At 73.4% G+C, this 15,991-nt stretch carries 13 protein-coding genes; 7 read left to right on the top strand and 6 right to left on the bottom strand.

The features are described from left to right. The first annotated feature begins 62 nt into the window (after positions 1-62). Genes ABZ780_RS21280 through ABZ780_RS21270 form a run of 3 tightly spaced genes read left to right on the top strand, consistent with a single transcriptional unit; the run spans position 63 to position 4,230 of the window. On the top strand, positions 63-1,187 hold the full coding sequence (locus ABZ780_RS21280; protein ID WP_357001658.1) for a Vms1/Ankzf1 family peptidyl-tRNA hydrolase: 1,125 nt from the start codon (positions 63-65) through the stop codon (positions 1,185-1,187). Next, positions 1,180-2,934 carry a thiamine pyrophosphate-binding protein gene (locus tag ABZ780_RS21275; RefSeq protein WP_357001655.1) on the top strand — a complete coding sequence of 585 codons (1,755 nt, stop codon included), beginning with the start codon at positions 1,180-1,182 and terminating at the stop codon, positions 2,932-2,934. The genes ABZ780_RS21280 and ABZ780_RS21275 overlap by 8 nt, the downstream gene beginning before the upstream one ends. Positions 2,935-2,985: 51 nt before the next feature. Beyond that, positions 2,986-4,230, top strand: coding sequence for an iron-containing redox enzyme family protein (locus ABZ780_RS21270; RefSeq protein ID WP_357487119.1), 1,245 nt, complete (start codon positions 2,986-2,988; stop codon positions 4,228-4,230). A 302-nt stretch (positions 4,231-4,532) separates the two neighbouring features. Here ABZ780_RS21270 and ABZ780_RS21265 read toward each other — a convergent pair whose 3' ends face one another. Then, positions 4,533-4,763 (bottom strand): CDGSH iron-sulfur domain-containing protein, encoded by a 231-nt coding sequence (locus ABZ780_RS21265; protein ID WP_357001649.1) that lies wholly within the window; start codon positions 4,761-4,763, stop codon positions 4,533-4,535. A gap of 254 nt (positions 4,764-5,017) precedes the next feature. Between ABZ780_RS21265 and ABZ780_RS21260 the strand changes: the two genes are divergently transcribed. Both ABZ780_RS21260 and ABZ780_RS21255 read left to right on the top strand, forming a co-directional pair. Further along, complete coding sequence (locus ABZ780_RS21260) at positions 5,018-6,421, top strand: hypothetical protein (protein ID WP_357002794.1); 1,404 nt, start codon at positions 5,018-5,020, stop codon at positions 6,419-6,421. Positions 6,422-6,642: 221 nt separating this feature from the next. Continuing rightward, on the top strand, positions 6,643-7,785 hold the full coding sequence (locus ABZ780_RS21255; protein ID WP_357001646.1) for a SigB/SigF/SigG family RNA polymerase sigma factor: 1,143 nt from the start codon (positions 6,643-6,645) through the stop codon (positions 7,783-7,785). A gap of 140 nt (positions 7,786-7,925) precedes the next feature. Here the strand turns inward: ABZ780_RS21255 and ctaD are convergent, their stop codons facing one another. The 5 genes from ctaD to ABZ780_RS21230 all read right to left on the bottom strand — a co-directional run bounded on the left by ctaD (position 7,926) and on the right by ABZ780_RS21230 (position 13,628). Next, positions 7,926-9,917 carry a cytochrome c oxidase subunit I gene (gene ctaD, locus ABZ780_RS21250; protein ID WP_357001644.1) on the bottom strand — a complete coding sequence of 664 codons (1,992 nt, stop codon included), beginning with the start codon at positions 9,915-9,917 and terminating at the stop codon, positions 7,926-7,928. A 126-nt stretch (positions 9,918-10,043) separates the two neighbouring features. Further along, positions 10,044-10,772, bottom strand: a complete 729-nt coding sequence (locus ABZ780_RS21245) for an ATP-binding protein (protein ID WP_357001641.1) — start codon at positions 10,770-10,772, stop codon at positions 10,044-10,046. A 123-nt stretch (positions 10,773-10,895) separates the two neighbouring features. After that, positions 10,896-11,342 carry a DUF4383 domain-containing protein gene (locus tag ABZ780_RS21240; RefSeq protein ID WP_357002792.1) on the bottom strand — a complete coding sequence of 149 codons (447 nt, stop codon included), beginning with the start codon at positions 11,340-11,342 and terminating at the stop codon, positions 10,896-10,898. Between the two features lie 95 nt (positions 11,343-11,437). Then, entirely contained in the window at positions 11,438-12,595 is a 1,158-nt protein-coding gene (locus ABZ780_RS21235) for a glycosyltransferase (RefSeq protein ID WP_357487117.1), read from the bottom strand. Between the two features lie 49 nt (positions 12,596-12,644). Beyond that, on the bottom strand, positions 12,645-13,628 hold the full coding sequence (locus ABZ780_RS21230; RefSeq protein WP_357487208.1) for a glucosyl-3-phosphoglycerate synthase: 984 nt from the start codon (positions 13,626-13,628) through the stop codon (positions 12,645-12,647). A gap of 224 nt (positions 13,629-13,852) precedes the next feature. Between ABZ780_RS21230 and ABZ780_RS21225 the strand changes: the two genes are divergently transcribed. Then, entirely contained in the window at positions 13,853-14,863 is a 1,011-nt protein-coding gene (locus ABZ780_RS21225) for a Gfo/Idh/MocA family oxidoreductase (protein ID WP_357487115.1), read from the top strand. After that, positions 14,856-15,944 carry a zinc-binding alcohol dehydrogenase gene (locus tag ABZ780_RS21220; protein WP_357487113.1) on the top strand — a complete coding sequence of 363 codons (1,089 nt, stop codon included), beginning with the start codon at positions 14,856-14,858 and terminating at the stop codon, positions 15,942-15,944. Before ABZ780_RS21225 ends, ABZ780_RS21220 begins: the two co-directional genes overlap by 8 nt. Positions 15,945-15,991: the final 47 nt, after the last annotated feature.

Below are 15,991 nucleotides of genomic sequence, written 5' to 3'. Positions count from 1 at the left end.
CTGCGAGGTGACATCCCGGGCGACCCGGGTAAGCGGGGGGTCGAGCTGGAAAGGGGTCGAGCATGCAGCTGTCCTTCCTGCGCCCGCTCTACGACCGACCCGGGCCGTGGTGCTCGGTGTACCTGGACGCCTCCGCGGACACGGAGGACGCCCACCCGGCGCTGGACCTGCGCTGGCGTGCCCTGCAGAGCCGCCTGGCCGAACAGGGGGCGGACGAGGCGAGCATCGCCGCGTTGGACCGGGTGATCCGGGGTCACGACCCGCTGGCCGGGGACTACGGCCTGGCGGTCTTCGCCAGCCACGGTCGGGTGGTGCTCTCCGAGTACCTCTCCGCGCCACCGCTGCGCGACCTGGCCAGTTTCGGGCCGTTGCCGCACGTGATGCCACTGCTCGCCCAGCGGGGCGAACAGGTGGCCTGGGTACGGGTGCTGGCCGACCGTACCGGCGCGGACGCGATCGCGATCAGCGCCGGCGGGGTACCCCGGCGGGCACAGATCGCCGGGCGGGATTCCTTCCCGCTGCGTCGGGTGCACCCGGGTGGTTGGTCCCAGTCGCACTACCAGCGGGCCGCCATGGAGGCGTGGCACCACAACGCGGGCGACGTCACGGCGGCGACCGTGGAACTCGCCGAGAAGGTCGGCGCGGAGGTGGTGGTCGTCGCCGGTGACATCCGGGCAACCGGGATGATCGCCGCCCAGATGCCCGAGCGCTGGCAGGACCTCATGGTGCGTACCGACGCGGGCTCGCGGGCCGGCGGGGCGGACCAGACCCTGCTGGACGACCTCACGGTGCAGACCATCGCGGAGGTCGCCGACCAGCGGATCACCGCCGCGCTGGACAAGTTCGGCGTCCAGGAGGATGTGGGCGCTGGCCTCGACGCGGTCGTCTCGGCGCTGCAACGCAACCAGGTCGACATGATGCTGATCGTGGACGACCCGTCGGCCAACGGTGAGCTGTGGATCGGCCAGGAGCCGACCGAGATCGCCGTCGACCCGGGCCAGCTCGCCGCCATGTCGGTGGACGACCCGCAACGGGTACGCGCCGACGCGGCGCTGGTGCGGGCACTGGTCGGCACCGACGCGGCGCTGACCGTGCTCGGCCCGGACGAGGCGCCCGACCTCACCGACGGTGTCGGCGCGGTGTTGCGCTACGTCGACGCGAGCACGCCGGGGCGTGGCAATGGCTGAGCGTCGGGTCGCCGACCTCGTGGTGGAGCGCCTTCGCGCCTGGCGGGTGCCGCGTGTCTTCGGCTACCCCGGTGCGGCGATCGCCCCGCTGCTCGACGCGCTGGACGGCGCTCGGGGCGACCCGGCGTTCATTCCGGCGCGACACGAGGAGACGGCCTCGTTCATGGCGACCGGGCACGCCAAGTTCACCGGCGGCATCGGGGTCTGCCTGGCCACCCAGGGGCCGAGCGCGGTGCAGCTGCTCAACGGCCTCTACGACGCCAAACTGGACAGCAAGCCGGTCGTGGCGATCGTCGGCGAGGACATCACCGGACCGCTGGGCGGCGCCCACCAGCAGATCGGGTTGAGTCGGCTCTTCGGTGACGTGTGCAACCAGTTCGTCCAGTATGGTCGCTCTCCGGAATCGGTGGCGGCCCTGCTGGACCAGGCGTTCCGCACGGCGGCGGCGACCCGCAGCCCGACCTGTGTGGTGCTGCCCCGGCATCTGCAGGAGGCCGTGGTGCCCCACCTGCAGTCGCACGCGGCAGGGGTGATCACCGCCACGCCGGGTGAGCCACTGGCCCGGGTGCTGCCGCACGAGGTGGACCTCGACGCCGCCGCGCAGCTGCTCGGCAACGGTCAGCGCACCGCCATTCTGGTGGGTCAGGGCGGCCGGGGTGCGGCCGAGGAGATCATCGAGCTGGCCGACCGGCTGGGCGCCGGGGTGGCCACGTCGCTGCTGGGAAAGCCGGTCCTCGACGAGCGGCTGCCCTTCCACACCGGGGTGCTCGGTGAGGTCGGCACCCCGGCCGCGGCGGAGCTGATGGGTGGCTGCGACACGCTGCTGCTGGTCGGGACGAACGACCCGTGGACCGACTACTTCCCGATGCCCGACCAGGTCCGCGCGGTGCAGATCGACATCGACGGCACCCGGATCGGCAGCCGGTACCCGGCGGACGTGCCGCTGGTCGGCGACGCCGCCGAGACGTTGCGGGCGTTGCTGGCCCGGGTGCGGGCCCGGCCCAACCAGCAGTGGCGGGCGACGGTGGAGGGCGCGGTCGACCGCTGGCGGGCCGACGCGGCCGACCGGGCCGCCGCGCCCGCCGAACCGATCAACCCGCAGTTGGTGCTCCAGGAGCTGTCTGCCCGGCTCCCGCAGGACGGTTCGGTCGCGGTCGACGTCGGCTCGGTTCTCTTCTGGTACGCCCGGCACCTCGTCCTGCCGCCCGGGGTGAACGCGCAGCTCTGTGGCACGCTCGGCTCGATGGGCTGCGCCCTGCCGTACGCGGTGGCCGCCAAACTCGCCGCGCCGGACCAGCCGGTGATCGCGCTGGTCGGCGACGGTGCCATGCAGCTCAACGGCCTCGCCGAGCTGATCACGGTGTCGCACCACTGGCAGAAGTGGGCCGACCCACGGCTCGTGGTGCTGGTGCTCAACAACCGTGACCAGTCCGGCATGGGCGGCGGTCGGCCGGTGGCACCCGACCCGACCGACCGCCGCCCCGACGTGCCGTACGCCGGCTGGGCCCGGTTGTTGGGGTTGCACGGTGTCCGGGTGGACCGGCCGGAGTTGGTCGGTGCGGCCTGGGACGAGGCGCTGGCCGCGGACCGCCCCTGCGTGCTGGAGGCGGTGGTCGACGCCACCGTGTCGCTGGCTCCGCCGGAGCCGGCCTTCGCCGACCTGCGTGGCCTGTACGCCGAGGGGGAGCCGGCCCGGCGGATCCGGGAGCAGGTGGAGCAGGCCGTGGCCGTGCAGGATGTCGTTTAGGCGCACCCCGGCAGGGCATCAGTAGCGGTCCTGATGATGTTGGAGGCCCCCATGTCGGAGCCCGTCGACCGCCGCTACGGTCCCGCGCCCCTGCCGCAGCCGCGCGGTCCGCTCTCCGTCGCGGTGACCACCGCGCTGCGGCGCCCGCCGCACGACCTGCCGCCCGGCCTCGGTGACGACCTCGACCCGGTCGACGCGCTGACCGACGAGGACCTGCAACTGACCCTGTTCCTCTGCTACGAGCTGCATTACCGGGGCTGGCGTGGGGTGGACGAGGGCTGGGAGTGGCAGCCGACTCTGCTGGCTCTGCGGGCCCGGGCCGAGCGTCCCTTCGAGGCGGCGCTGCGGCGGCTGGCCGGTTCCCCGCCGGTGCCGCCCGACGGGGTGGCCTCCGGGCTCGCCGAGATCGTCGAGGCCGACGACGGACCACCGTTGGCCCGTACCCTCCAGCGGCGCGCCGATCTGGCCCAGTTCCGCGAGTTCGCCGCCCACCGCTCCGTGTACCACCTGCGCGAGGCGGACCCGCACAGTTGGGCGCTGCCCCGCCTGGGCGGGCCGGCCAAGGCCGCACTCGTTGAGATCCAGACCGACGAGTACGGCAACGGCCGGCTGGACCGGATGCACGCCGAGCTGTTCCGGCGCACCCTCGACCGGTTGGGCATGGACACCGGCTACGGCGCGCACCTGGACGCGGTGCCCGCCGTGACCCTGGCGACGAACAACCTGATGTCGCTGTTCGGGCTGCACCGACGGCTGCGCGGCGCGCTGCTCGGGCACCTGGCGGCTTTCGAGATGACGTCGTCGCTGCCGAACCGCCGGTACGGCAACGGGCTGCGCCGCCTCGGCCTGGACGAGGTGGCCACCCGCTTCTACGACGAACACGTGGAGGCCGACGCGGTGCACGAGCAGATCGCCGCGCACGACCTGTGCGGCGGTCTGGTCCGGGTCGAACCGGCGCTGGCCCCCGATGTGCTCTTCGGCGCTGCGGCGGCGCTCGCCGTGGACCGGCTGTTCGCGGCGCACCTGCTGGACAGTTGGGCCGCCGGCCGCAGTTCGCTGCGCTCACCCGCGCCGACGCCCGCCGCGCTGGCCGCGCCGACGCTCGGCGGGCTGGCCGCGCCGACGCTCGGCGGGCTGGCCGCGCCGACGCTCGGCGGGCTGGCCGCGCCGACGCCGGGCGCTTTGGCCGCGCCGGCATCCACCGCGCCGGACGCGCCGGACGCGCCGACGTCCATCCCGCTGGCCGCGGCGGACGTCGCCCCGCTGGCACTGCCCGCCGAGCCCGCCGCCGCCTGACAGGTCGAATCGTGCCCACCGCTCGCGTCGCGCACGGCGTGTCGCGGGTCGCCGGCCGCACCCCTTAACGTCCTTTGCTCTGCTTACACCCACGCACCAGGGCGGGGGCGAGAGTGTTGCGTGGGTGTAAGCAGAGCAAAGGACGCGCAGGTTGCCCCCGGTGGTCGGCGGCGAGAGTGCTTGATCGGCACTCGGGCTCGGCATGGTCAACGCAAGGTCGGCGATGTCGGGGGGTCCTGCCGGGCCGGATACCGCCATATCGGTGATCTGGAGTGGATCACCACGGTGAGCCGGTTGGACGGTCAGTGTTCCCGGTCGGTGCCCGCCCGGAAGTTGATCATCTTGTGGGTGCCGTCGCAGAACGGCTTGAGCGCCGAATTGCCGCACCGGCACAGCGCCACCGTGCCCCGGCGCGCGTCGATCCGCTCGCCGTCCGGGGTGACCAGGGCGAAGTCGCCGCGGACCAGCAGCGGTCCATCCTGGTACGGGGTGATCGTGGCGGCTGGTGGTTCGTTGGCGTCGTCGGTGCCCATGGGCCCGGAAGTGCCCGCCCCGGCCGCGCCGAAACCCGTGCGGCCGTCCACCGGACGCCTCGGGCCCGATGGACCCCGCCGGCCCGCTCCCGCCGGGCAGGGGTGATCGTCGCCGAACGCCGCAGATGAGTGGCGCACCCCGGCGACCTGCGGATTGGTGCCGCCGGGTGAGGGATGTGCCGTTTGAACCCCATCGGGACGGGAAGCCGGGCTGCGTGGTGAGCGAACGAGGCAAGGTGGAGCCGGTGCACAAGGTGCGCAAGGGGCTCACGGCTGATGGCGCCGGTCTGGCCGGCGACCGGATCGTGGCCCTGGGCAGCGCCGCCCGGGTGCTGGTCGCCGCCACCGCCCGGGCGCTGCGCGGCGTGGACTGCGCCGACCTCGGGCACACCGGGCCGATGTCGCGATTCCCCGGCGCCCCCGAGCCGGTACGCCGCGCGGCGGTCAACCGGGCCGCCGGGCGGGTCGTGCTCACCGCCGGCCAGGTCGACGAGGTCGACGGGGGGCGGGTGGCGCGCTGGTTCGTCGACCAGTACCCCCGGCGGCAGTACCCCGGGGTGCTCATCGGCGCGCCACACGGCGCGGCGGCGCACCTCGCGGTGGCCCTCGGTGTGCCGTGGTTGCCAGCCGGCTTCGAGATGACCGCGCAGTGGAACGACGGCGCCGTGGACCGCCCGGGGGAGGCCCTGGAGCACGGCGGTGCGCTCGCCGCCCGGCTGGTCGCCGGCAACCCGGACCTGCACCTGCGCCAGGTGCACTGCCCAGCCAGCCGGGGGTCGCTGACCGGGGTGTCGGTGTCGCTGGCGGCACGGTGGCGGGCGCTGCCGGCGGCGTACGCGCAGTTCCTGACGGACCGGTTGAGCGCGGGAGCCCCGGTGCTGCTGGTGCGCGACGCGCGGAGCTGGCCGGTGCTGGAGCGCGGCCCCGGCCACAGCTTCCAGGTCGGTTGCCCGGCCAGCGGCCTGGACCCGGTGGACTTCCACCCGGACAGTCACGCCCTGCGGCAGGTGTTGCGCTCCGCGGGCGGCGATGCCGCCCGGTGGGAGCCGCCGCAGGTGTCCGTACCGTCCGGCGACGCCGAGCACGGCATGGACTCGGGCTTCGAGCTGGCCGCCCGGGACTGGGCCGCCCGCCGCCAGCACCCGCTGCACCGGGTGCTGGTGCCACGGCCAGCAGCGCTCAGCGCGGCGGTGGCCGACCTGTACCGGCGGTGGCTGCGCGGCGCCGGCAAGACCGGTGACCGGCTGGTGGTGGAGTGCGGCCGGTTGCTCGATCCGTGGCAGGTGGTGCGGGCGGGGCTGGTGCCGTACTGGTGCGAGAACGCCACCCGGCGCGCCGTCGACGAGGCCGAGTGGTGGTTGGCCGGCAGCGAGGCGTTCAGCTCGGTGGACGTGCTGCCCGAGCCGCCCGGGGTCCGCTCGCCCGCCCTGGCCGGGCTGCCGCAGTGGCTGGCGGTGGCCGGCTTCGGCCGGCGGCGTCGTGCGCTGGACCGGACCTCCGCCCGGGGGTACCCGGTGACCTCGGTGCCCACCCGCCGGGCGACCGAGGTCCTGCGCGCCCAGCCGTACGACCTGCCCGTTCCGCCCCCGCTGGGGGCCGCTGAGGCCCTCGCCGTGCTCCGCGACAGCGGGGGTCACCAGGGGTTACTCGTCTCCTGAGGCGAGCACGCCGAAACTTCCTCGCGAACCCGGGGTCCCGTGATTGAGTACCTACGGAGCGGGAACATCGCTGACTGCGACGGCCTGATTGCGCTGTGCAGAGGCGTTGTCGCCCGCTGGCATCCCAGTCACTGACCCACTTTCCGGCCCGGTGCGTGGCTCGACCACGCGCACGACCGGTTTCCCGATCCGGGCGGGGGACCTTCCTGAGGGAGGCGCGGATGTTCGGACAGACGAGCACGACCACGACCACACCACCACCCACCGAGCGTGGTCTGGAGGATCTCGACGCGGCGGCACTGGCGTACGCGGCCCGGATCGAGGGGCTGCCGCCGGAGCGGCGGCAGGAGGCACGGGACGACCTGGTCCGCTTCGCGCTGCCGTTCGCCGGTCGGCTGGCCCGCCGCTACCGGGGACGGGGAGAGCCGCTGGAGGACCTGGAGCAGGTGGCCCGCCTGGGGCTGGTCAACGCCGTCGACCGGTATGACCCGGAACGGGGCTCGTTCACCGCGTACGCGGCGATCACCATCGTCGGCGAGATCAAACGGCACTTCCGGGACCGCACCTGGGGCGTGCACGTGCCCCGCCGGTTGCGCGACCTGATCCTGGAGGTGGGGCAGGCCACCGCCGCCCTGACCAGTGAACTGTCCCGGGCGCCGTCGGTGGCCGAACTGTCGGCCCGGTTGGAGACGCCGGAGGCGGAGATCCTCGCCGCGCTGGAGTCCGCGGCCGGCTACAGCCCGGCGTCGCTCAACGCGCCGGTGGGCGGGGAGAGCTCCGCGGAGTTCGGTGACCTGGTCGGCGAGTCGGACAACGCGCTGGAATCGGTCGACGACCGGGTGACCGTCAGTGGTCTGCTGCACCGGCTGCCCTGGCGGGAGCGCCGCATCCTGGCGATGCGCTTCTACGGCAACCAGACCCAGGCTGAGATCGCCGCCCGGTTCGGCATCTCGCAGATGCACGTCTCCCGGCTGCTGTCGCGGGCGTTGACCTGGCTTCGGCAGGCGATGCTCGCCGACTCCCCGCCGCCGTGGCAGAACGGCGCCGCCGAGCCGGACCCGGGCAAGACCCGCATCTCGGTGAAGCAGAACGGCGACCGGGTGGTCGTCGAGGTCGGCGGCGAGGTCGACCGGGACGGCGCCGACAAGCTGCGCCGGGCGATGCTGGAGGCGGTCACCGGCCAGCCGAGCGAGGTCGTCGTCGACCTGGTCGGCGCGGGTGGGTTCGACGCCGGCGGGATCGCCGCGCTGATGGCCGGTCGGGACGCGGCGGAGCGCACCGGTGTGCCGCTGCGACTGACCCGGGTGCAGCCGGCGGTACGCCGCTCGCTCACCGCCGCCGGCATGGCGCCCGTCCGGGACTGACTGGCCGCCGGTATGGCGCCCGCCCGGGACTGACCGGCAGGCGGCGGGGTGCCCGTCCGGGACTGACCGGCAGCGCGTACGCACACGTTGAGGGCCGACACCGCAGGTGGTGTCGGCCCTCTGACGCGTACTCCCGATGGTCAGCGTTCGTCGGTCTTGCCGTCGCTGTGCGGGTGCCGCCACCGCTCGTGCGGCTTCGGCGCCTCGTCGGCGTCCTGCGGCGCGTCGCTCTGCTCGAAGCTCGGGCGGCGGACGTCCTCGGGCTCCGGCACATCCACCGGCCGGGCACCGGACTCCGGCGCGGGCTGGTACTCGGCTGCGTCGGTGGCACCGTGCGCGCCTTCGGCGGCGGGCGACTCCGGGACGTGGTGCTCCATGCGCAACTCGTCGGCGAAGTCCTGCGGCGGCTTGGTGGTGCGCTGGGGCAGGTCGCGGCCCAGGTCGGCGACGAGTGGGCCGTACTTCAGGTCGAACGCCGGACGCTCGGAGCGGATCCGGGGCATCCGGTCGAAGTTGCGCAGCGGCGGCGGGCAGGTGGTGGCCCACTCCAGGGAGTTGCCGAACCCCCACGGGTCGTCCACCGTCACGATCGCCCCGTAGCGCCAGGACTTCCACGCGTTGTAGATGAAGAACAGGGTGGACAGGCCGAGGATGAAGGCGAAGATGCTGGAGATCGTGTTGAGCGTGGTGAAGCCGTCGGTGGGCAGGTAGTCGGCGTAGCGGCGGGGCATCCCCTCGTTGCCCAGCCAGTGCTGCACCAGGAAGGTGCCGTGGAAGCCGATGAACATGGTCCAGAAGTGCGCCTTGCCGAGTCGATCGTCGAGCAGCCGCCCGGTCATCTTCGGCCACCAGAAGTAGTAGCCGCCGAACAGCGCGAAGACCACGGTGCCGAAGAGCACGTAGTGGAAGTGCGCCACCACGAAGTAGCTGTCGTGGGTGTGCCAGTCGGCCGGCGGACTGGCCAGCAGCACCCCGGTGAGCCCGCCGAGCAGGAACGTGACCAGGAAGCCGACGGCGAACAGCATCGGTGTCTCGAAGGTGAGCTGGCCCTTCCACATGGTGCCGATCCAGTTGAAGAACTTCACGCCGGTGGGCACCGCGATCAGATAGCTGAGGATGCTGAAGAACGGCAGCAGCACCTGGCCGGTGGCGAACATGTGGTGCGCCCACACCGTCATGGACAGCACGGTGATCGCGGCGGTCGCCAGCACCAGCCCGGTGTAGCCGAAGATCGGCTTGCGCGAGAACACCGGGATGATCTCGGTGATGATGCCGAAGAACGGCAGCGCGATGATGTAGACCTCGGGATGGCCGAAGAACCAGAACAGGTGTTGCCAGAGCATCGGGCCGCCGGTGGCCGCGTCGTAGACGTGCGCGTTGAGCAGCCGGTCGGCCGAGAGCGCCAGCAGCGCGGCGGCCAGCAGGGGGAAGACCAGGATCACCAGCAGGCTGGTGAACAGCATGTTCCAGGTGAAGATCGGCATCCGGAACATCGTCATCCCGGGTGCGCGCAGGGTAAGGATCGTGGTGATCAGGTTGACCGCGCCGAGGATGGTGCCCAGGCCGGAGACGACCAGGCCGAGGACCCACATGTTCGCGCCCACGCCGGGGCTGTTCGAGGCGTCGCTGAGTGGGGTGTACGCCGTCCAGCCGAAGTCCGCCGTGCCCTGCGGCGTGAGGAAGCCGCCGATCACCATCAGCCCGCCGAACAGGTACAGCCAGTAGGCCAACGCGTTGAGCCGGGGGAACGACACGTCGGGCGCGCCGATCTGGATCGGCACGATGTAGTTGGCGAACCCGAAGGCCGCCGGGGTGGCGAACAGCAGCAGCATCACCGCACCGTGCGAGGTGAAGAGCTGGTTGTACTGCTCGGAGGAGAGGATCTGCATCCCCGGGCGGGCCAGCTCGGCCCGGATCAGCATCGCCTCCAGCCCGGCCACCAGGAAGAACCCGAAGGAGGTCAGCAGGTACAGCAGGCCGATCTGCTTGTGGTCGGTGGTGGCGAGGAACCTGATCAGGGAGTTGCCGGGGACCGGTGCGCGCACCGCTCCGGGGAAGCCCCCGAAGCGGGCCGGTGCCAGGATCGCCGGACCCCGATCGCGACCGGGTTCCGTGGTTACCCGCTTGGGCATGGCTTTCTCACCCCGTCGTGACGGCAGAAGGGACGGGCGTACCTACCCGACCCTCGCACCATGTAACCAGGCGAGAGCGGTAATTTCGGTCAGATCGCTGGTACCGGTGGGAAGTGCCCCGAACCCTCAGGTCGCGGGCAGCATCGCCCAGACGGCCTTGCCCTGCCCGGCCGGCACGCTGCCCCACCGCTGCGCCAGCTCCCGGACCAGCATCAGCCCGCGACCACCCTCGGCCCGCAGGTCGACCCCGGCGGGCTGGGCGGGAGCCTCGCTGCCGTCCACCACGGCCAGGTGCAGGTACGGCCGGCGCAGGGTCACCGTCACCTGCATCGGCGTGCCGGCGTGCCGCACGACGTTGCCGACCAGTTCGCTGAGCACGAGGGCGGCGGGGCCGGCCGCGTCGGGCAGGTTCCACCGCGCGCACGCGTCGACGACCAGTTCCCTCGCCCGTCGGCAGGCCTCGGCCACCGGCTCGAACCGGGCCCGGACCCGCAACGACGTGGCAGCGCCGGCGAACCGGGTGGCCTCCTCGCAGTCCGTGGACACCGGCACCACCCGGCACGTCGTCGACTCCGCCAGCCAGCGGGCGGCGACCGGTGGCGGGGCGCAGAGCACCACCGGCACGGCCGGCCACTCCTCGGCCCGCCGGGCCGTCGCCGCGAAGACCGACAGCGCCAGCCTGTCCCGTACGGCGACGTCGGTGAGGTCGATCACCAGCGCGTCCGGCTGGGCGGCCAGGGCGCCGTCCAGCGCCTGGTGCACCGTACGCATGGTGCCGAGATCCAGCGCGCCGCTGAGCCGGACCACCGCCACCGGTGCCGCCTCGCGCACCTCGCAGGTGATCCGGTCGGACATGGGGGCCCTCGCTTCGGCTGGTGTGTCGGGATCTGCGAACTACCCGACGTCGAGGCGGACCAAACCGCGCCGACGGGTACGCGACCAGAGGGAGGCGATATCGGCCGGGCAGCTCGCCCGGGGTCATCGCCGGGCGCGGCCGGCCAGCACACCCAGTGCGAGCATGCCGACGCCGAGACCCAGGTGCAGCCAGTCGTCGGCGTCGTTCACCGGCAGCACGTTCGCGCCGGTGTCGTGGTCCACCGCCAGCCCGTACAGCCAGAGCACCAGGTAGACGGCGCCGCCGCCGACGAGGAACGCCCGCGCGCCGATGATCGTGCGGGCCAGGGTCAGGCCGGCCAGCCCGAACAGCAGGTGCACCAGGTTGTGCAGCACCGACACCTGGAAGACGCCGAACAGGTACGCGTCCGAGCCGTGCCCGGCGAACCGCAGGTCGGCGGTGCCGCTGGTGATCCCCGGGACGAAACCGAGCACGGCGATCAGCAGGAACAGCACCGCCACGGTGCCGGCCGCGCGGCGTACCGGCGGTTTGCCGTCGGCCGGGTTGGCCCGGGCCCGGGAGTGCGCCATCGGTCCGACCATCACCGGCTCCTCGCTGCGCGGCGGGCGTGAGCGCTGCCGGCTACCCGGTGGCGCGCACGGCAAACGCGCCGGGTGCGAGGTGCTCAGACGGGCTGCAACCGCGGCGCGCTGGCCAGCTCGCGGACCCGCCGGTACAGCTCGACGTAGCGCTGGGCCATCACCGTCGGCGTGAACCGCTGCGCGGCCACCCGGCGGCACTCGTCTGGGTCGAGCAGTTCGGCGGCCAGGACGAGGTCACCCAAATCCTCCTCGTCGGCCGTGAGCAGCCCGGTACGGCCGTGCTCGATCAGCTCCGGCAGGCAGCCCCGGGAGATCGCCACCACCGGCGTACCCAGGGCGAGCGACTCGACCACGGCCGTGCCGCCCGGCTCCTCCCAGCGCAGCGGGAACAGCGACGCGCGGGCGCTGGCGAGCAGGTCGTCGCGCTCCTGACCGGCCACCGTGCCGACCCAGCGGACCAGGTCGCCGTCGACGTGGGGCGCCACCTCGTCGAGGAAGAACCGCACGTCCGGGTTCTGCCGGGCCTCGTCGCCGGCCGCGGCCAGGTCGGCCGGGCGATGGTACGGGCCGACCGGCCCCGCCAGCACCAGCGGAAGGCCGACCCGCTGCGCGAGCCGGGCGCCCACGTCCTGCCCCTTGCCCGGGTTGATCCGGCCCAGGATGAGCAGGTGCTCGCCCTTGACGGGGCGGGGCCGGCGGTCGGCGTCCACGGCGAGCGGGGTGGACAGGTGCACGTGACCCACCGAGTGCTCGCGCAGCGCCCGGGGGGCACGGGCCAGCTGGGAGGCGGAGACGCCGTTGACCCGGAGCCGGTCACCGCCATCCAGGCTCCCGTAGAGGTCGGGGTGCTTGGCCAGGTCCCAGTGCAGGGTGTGCAGGGTCGGCGGCCCGGACGGCCCCATCGCGGCGAGCGTGGCCAGCCCGACCGCCTCCACGTGGTCGTGCACCAGGTCGATGTCGTCGCGGGAGTGCAGCTCCCGGACCACCCCCGCCAGGTGCGCCTGGGCGATCCCGCAGACCTGGTTGTACGGCCGTTGCAGCGCCGCGAACTGCCCGTCGTCGAAGACCGACACCTGCTCGTCCACCGGCAGGGTGCTGGTCCGCACCGAGGCGAGCACCACCCGTACGCCGAGTCGTCGCAGCTCGGGCACCAGCGTGGCGATCACGTTCTCGATGCCGCCGTAGCCCGGTGGGGGCACCGACAGCCACGGGCCGGCGTTCATCAGCACGGTGAGGCTCATCGGTTTCCGCCCTTCGGTATGGCGACGCGTGAACGACGCGCGGTGGCGCTCACGCGGCGGCCACCCGTCGGCGGGGCACCCGGTGGCGTAGCTCGGCCAGCGGCGGACGCTCCTCGATGGACACGTCGCTGACCACGATCTCCCGGTCGAGGTTCGGCAGCGTGTCCGATCCGCCGCGCCGGAACTGGGTCAGCAGGGCCTCCGGCGACGTGCCGGGCGCCGCCCAGCCGCGCCGCTGCAACCGGGACCAGGCGGTCAGCATGATCTGGGCGGACATCCGGCCGAGGGCCGCCGTGTCCTGGTGGCGGTGCTTGCGCTCGCCCAGGTCGACCTGCGCCAACGCGTCCAGGCCGACCATGTCCAGCAGGTCGATCAGCATGGCCGTCTCCACCCCGTACCCGGAGACGAAGGGCACCTGGGCCAGCACGTCGCGGCGGCCCGCGTACTCGCCGGCGAGCGGCTGCACGAAGCCGGCCAGCTCGGGCCAGAAGAGGTTGAGCAGCGGGCGGGCCATCAGCTCGGTCACCCGGCCGCCGCCGTCGGGCTCGATGCTCGCGGTGCCCACCAGCGGCCGGTGGTAGAAGCCCTTGACGAAGTCGACCGACGGGTCGGTGAGCAGCGGGCCGAGCAGTCCGCTCACGAAGTGCGGCCGGAACTCCCGCAGGTCGGCGTCGACGAACGCCACCACGTCCCCCTCGGCGGCGGCGAGCCCTGCCCAGAGCGCGTCACCCTTGCCGGTGAGCCGGGGCAGCCCTCGGGTCATCGCGTCCTGACTGACGACCTCCGCGCCGGCGGCCCGAGCCACCTGCGCGGTGCGGTCGGTCGACCGCGAATCCACCACGATCAGTTCGTCGACCAGGGCGACCCGGTCCATCAGGTGCTCGCGGATGGTCGAGACGATCGCTCCGACCGTGGCCTCCTCGTTGCGCGCCGGCAGCACCACACTGACCCGGCTCGCCCCCTTGGCGCGCAGCAGGCGGCGCGCCGGCCAGTCCGCCGCCGAACTGGTCCGGTACGTGGCCCACGCCTCCACCACCGGTGACACGGTCGTATCCCGCACGGGCACCCCCTCTGTTCGTGCGTGGAAATAGCGACAGTGCTTCTTCCCACTCGCCACCACGCGCTAACCGTTTCCGGAGCAACAGCTTGATCACAGCGGTGACATTGTCGCGTTCCCGGGGCATGAACGTTTGATTGCGCACACCCCAGGGGACTGCTCCCATCGAAGGAGAAACGTTCTCGAAAGAGGTTTGTCGAATGCGGAAATGCCGGGTGGGTCTGATCGGCGCTGGGGGAGTGGCGCAGCGCCATGCCCGGGTGCTGTCCGGGTTCGACGACGTCGAGTTGGTCGGGGTGACCGACGTGGCGCCGGAGGCCGCCTCGGCGCTGGTCGCGCGGTACGGCGGGCGGGTCCACGCCGACGTCGCCGCGCTGCTGGCCGCCGACCCCGACGCGGTGTACGTCTGCGTGCCACCGTTCGCCCACGGCCCCGCCGAGGAGGCGGTGATCGACGCCGGGGTGCCGATGTTCGTGGAGAAGCCCGTCGCCGTCGACCTGGTCACCGCCGAGCGCATCGCGGCCCTCGTCGCCCGGCGGGGGCTGCGCACGGCCGTCGGGCACCACTGGCGCTACCTGGGCGTGCTCGACCAGGCCCGCGAGCTGCTCGCCGGCCGCCCGGTGCGGATGGTCAGCGGCGTCTGGCTGGACAAGGTCCCGCCGGTGTCCTGGTGGCCGGTGCGGGACCGCTCCGGGGGCCCGGTCGTCGAGCAGGCCGCGCACGTGCTGGACCTGATCCGGGTGCTGGCCGGCGAGGTCACCGAGGTCACCGCGTACGGCAACGGCACGCCGCCGCCGGTCGACGGCGCCGACATCGACTCGGTGACCACCGCCGCGCTGCGCTTCGCCGACGGCGCGGTCGGCACCCTCAGCGCCGCCTGTGTGCTGGGGTGGAAGCACCGGGCCGGGCTGGAGATCCTCGCCGACGGGCTGGCCCTCTCGCTCACCGAGGACGGCCTGACGATCCGGGACGCCGACGGCGAGCGGCACCTGCCCGCCGACCCGGAGGCCGCCCGGGTGGCGGTGGACCGCGCCTTCGTCGACGCGGTGCGCGGCGTCGGCGACGACGTCCGCGTCCCGTACGCCGAGGCGCTGGGCACCCAGCGGCTGGCCCTCGCGGTGGCCGACTCGGCGCGTACCGGCACGACGGTGCGGCTCACCGCGCCCGACGCGCCGGCGCTGCTCACCAGCGGGGTGACCGTCGATGCGTGAGCGGGTCGTCACGGTCACCGCGCCCGGCCGGGTGGAGATCGTCGAGCAGGAGGCGCCGCCGCTGCGCCCGGGCACCTTCCGCGTCCAGACGCTGTTCAGCGGCGTCTCCGCCGGCACCGAGTTGAGCTACGTCAAAGGCACCAACCCGTACCTCAACGTCACCTGGAACGCCGACCTCGGTCTCTTCCAGGCGGGCGAGCCGAGCACCCCGTACCCGGTGACCCGGCTCGGTTACATGCAGGTGGGCCGGGTGGTGGAGACCGCCACCCCGGCGGTCGCGGTGGGCCGGGTCGGTGCCATGACGTACGGGCACCGCACCGGCTGGCTCGCCGACCCGGTCGCCGAACGGTTCGTGGCGCTGCCCGACGACCTGGACCCGCTGCTCGGCGTCTACGCCGCGCACATGGGCCCGATCTGCGCCAACGGCCTCCTGCACGCCGCCTCCGACCTGCACGGCCCGGACGTCCGGTCGCTCGGCGACGGCGTACGCGGCCGGCGGGTCGCCGTGGTCGGCGCCGGCGTGGTGGGCCTGCTCACCGCCCTGCTGGCCCGGCGGCACGGCGCCGCCTCGGTGGTGGTGCTCGACCCCACCGGGCAGCGCCGCCAGGTCGCCGACGCGCTCGGCCTGGAAACCCTCGACCCGGAGGCGGACGACCCGGCGGTGGTGCTCAAGACCCGCTGGGCGCACACCGCCGGTGACCGGGGCGCCGACGTGGTGTTCCAGTGCCGGGGGCAGGCGTGGGCGTTGCAGCTCGCCCTGCGGCTGCTGCGCCCGCAGGGCACCGTGATCGACCTCGCCTTCTACCAGGGCGGCGCGGACGCGGTCCGGCTCGGCGAGGAGTTCCACCACAACGGGCTGGCGCTGCGCTGCGCCCAGATCGGTCGGGTCCCGCGCGGGCTCGCGCCCACCTGGGACCGGGAGCGGCTGTCGGCCGAGACCATCGACTTGCTGCGGGCGTACGGGGACGCGATCGGTAAGCACCTCGTCTCGGCGGTGGTGCCGTTCGACGAGGCGCCCACCCTGCTCACCGACCTGGCCGAGCGCCGCCGCCAGGAGCTACAGGTGGTGCTGGCCGCGTGACCTGACGCCGGAGCGCGTTCAACGGGTGATCGGGCCGGCTACCGTTC

The organism is Micromonospora sp. NPDC047467 (genome assembly GCF_040643095.1).
Taxonomy (GTDB): Bacteria; Actinomycetota; Actinomycetes; order Mycobacteriales; family Micromonosporaceae; genus Micromonospora.
Note: the sequence above shows the minus strand (reverse complement) of the source record. Positions and strands in the feature narration are given on the sequence as shown.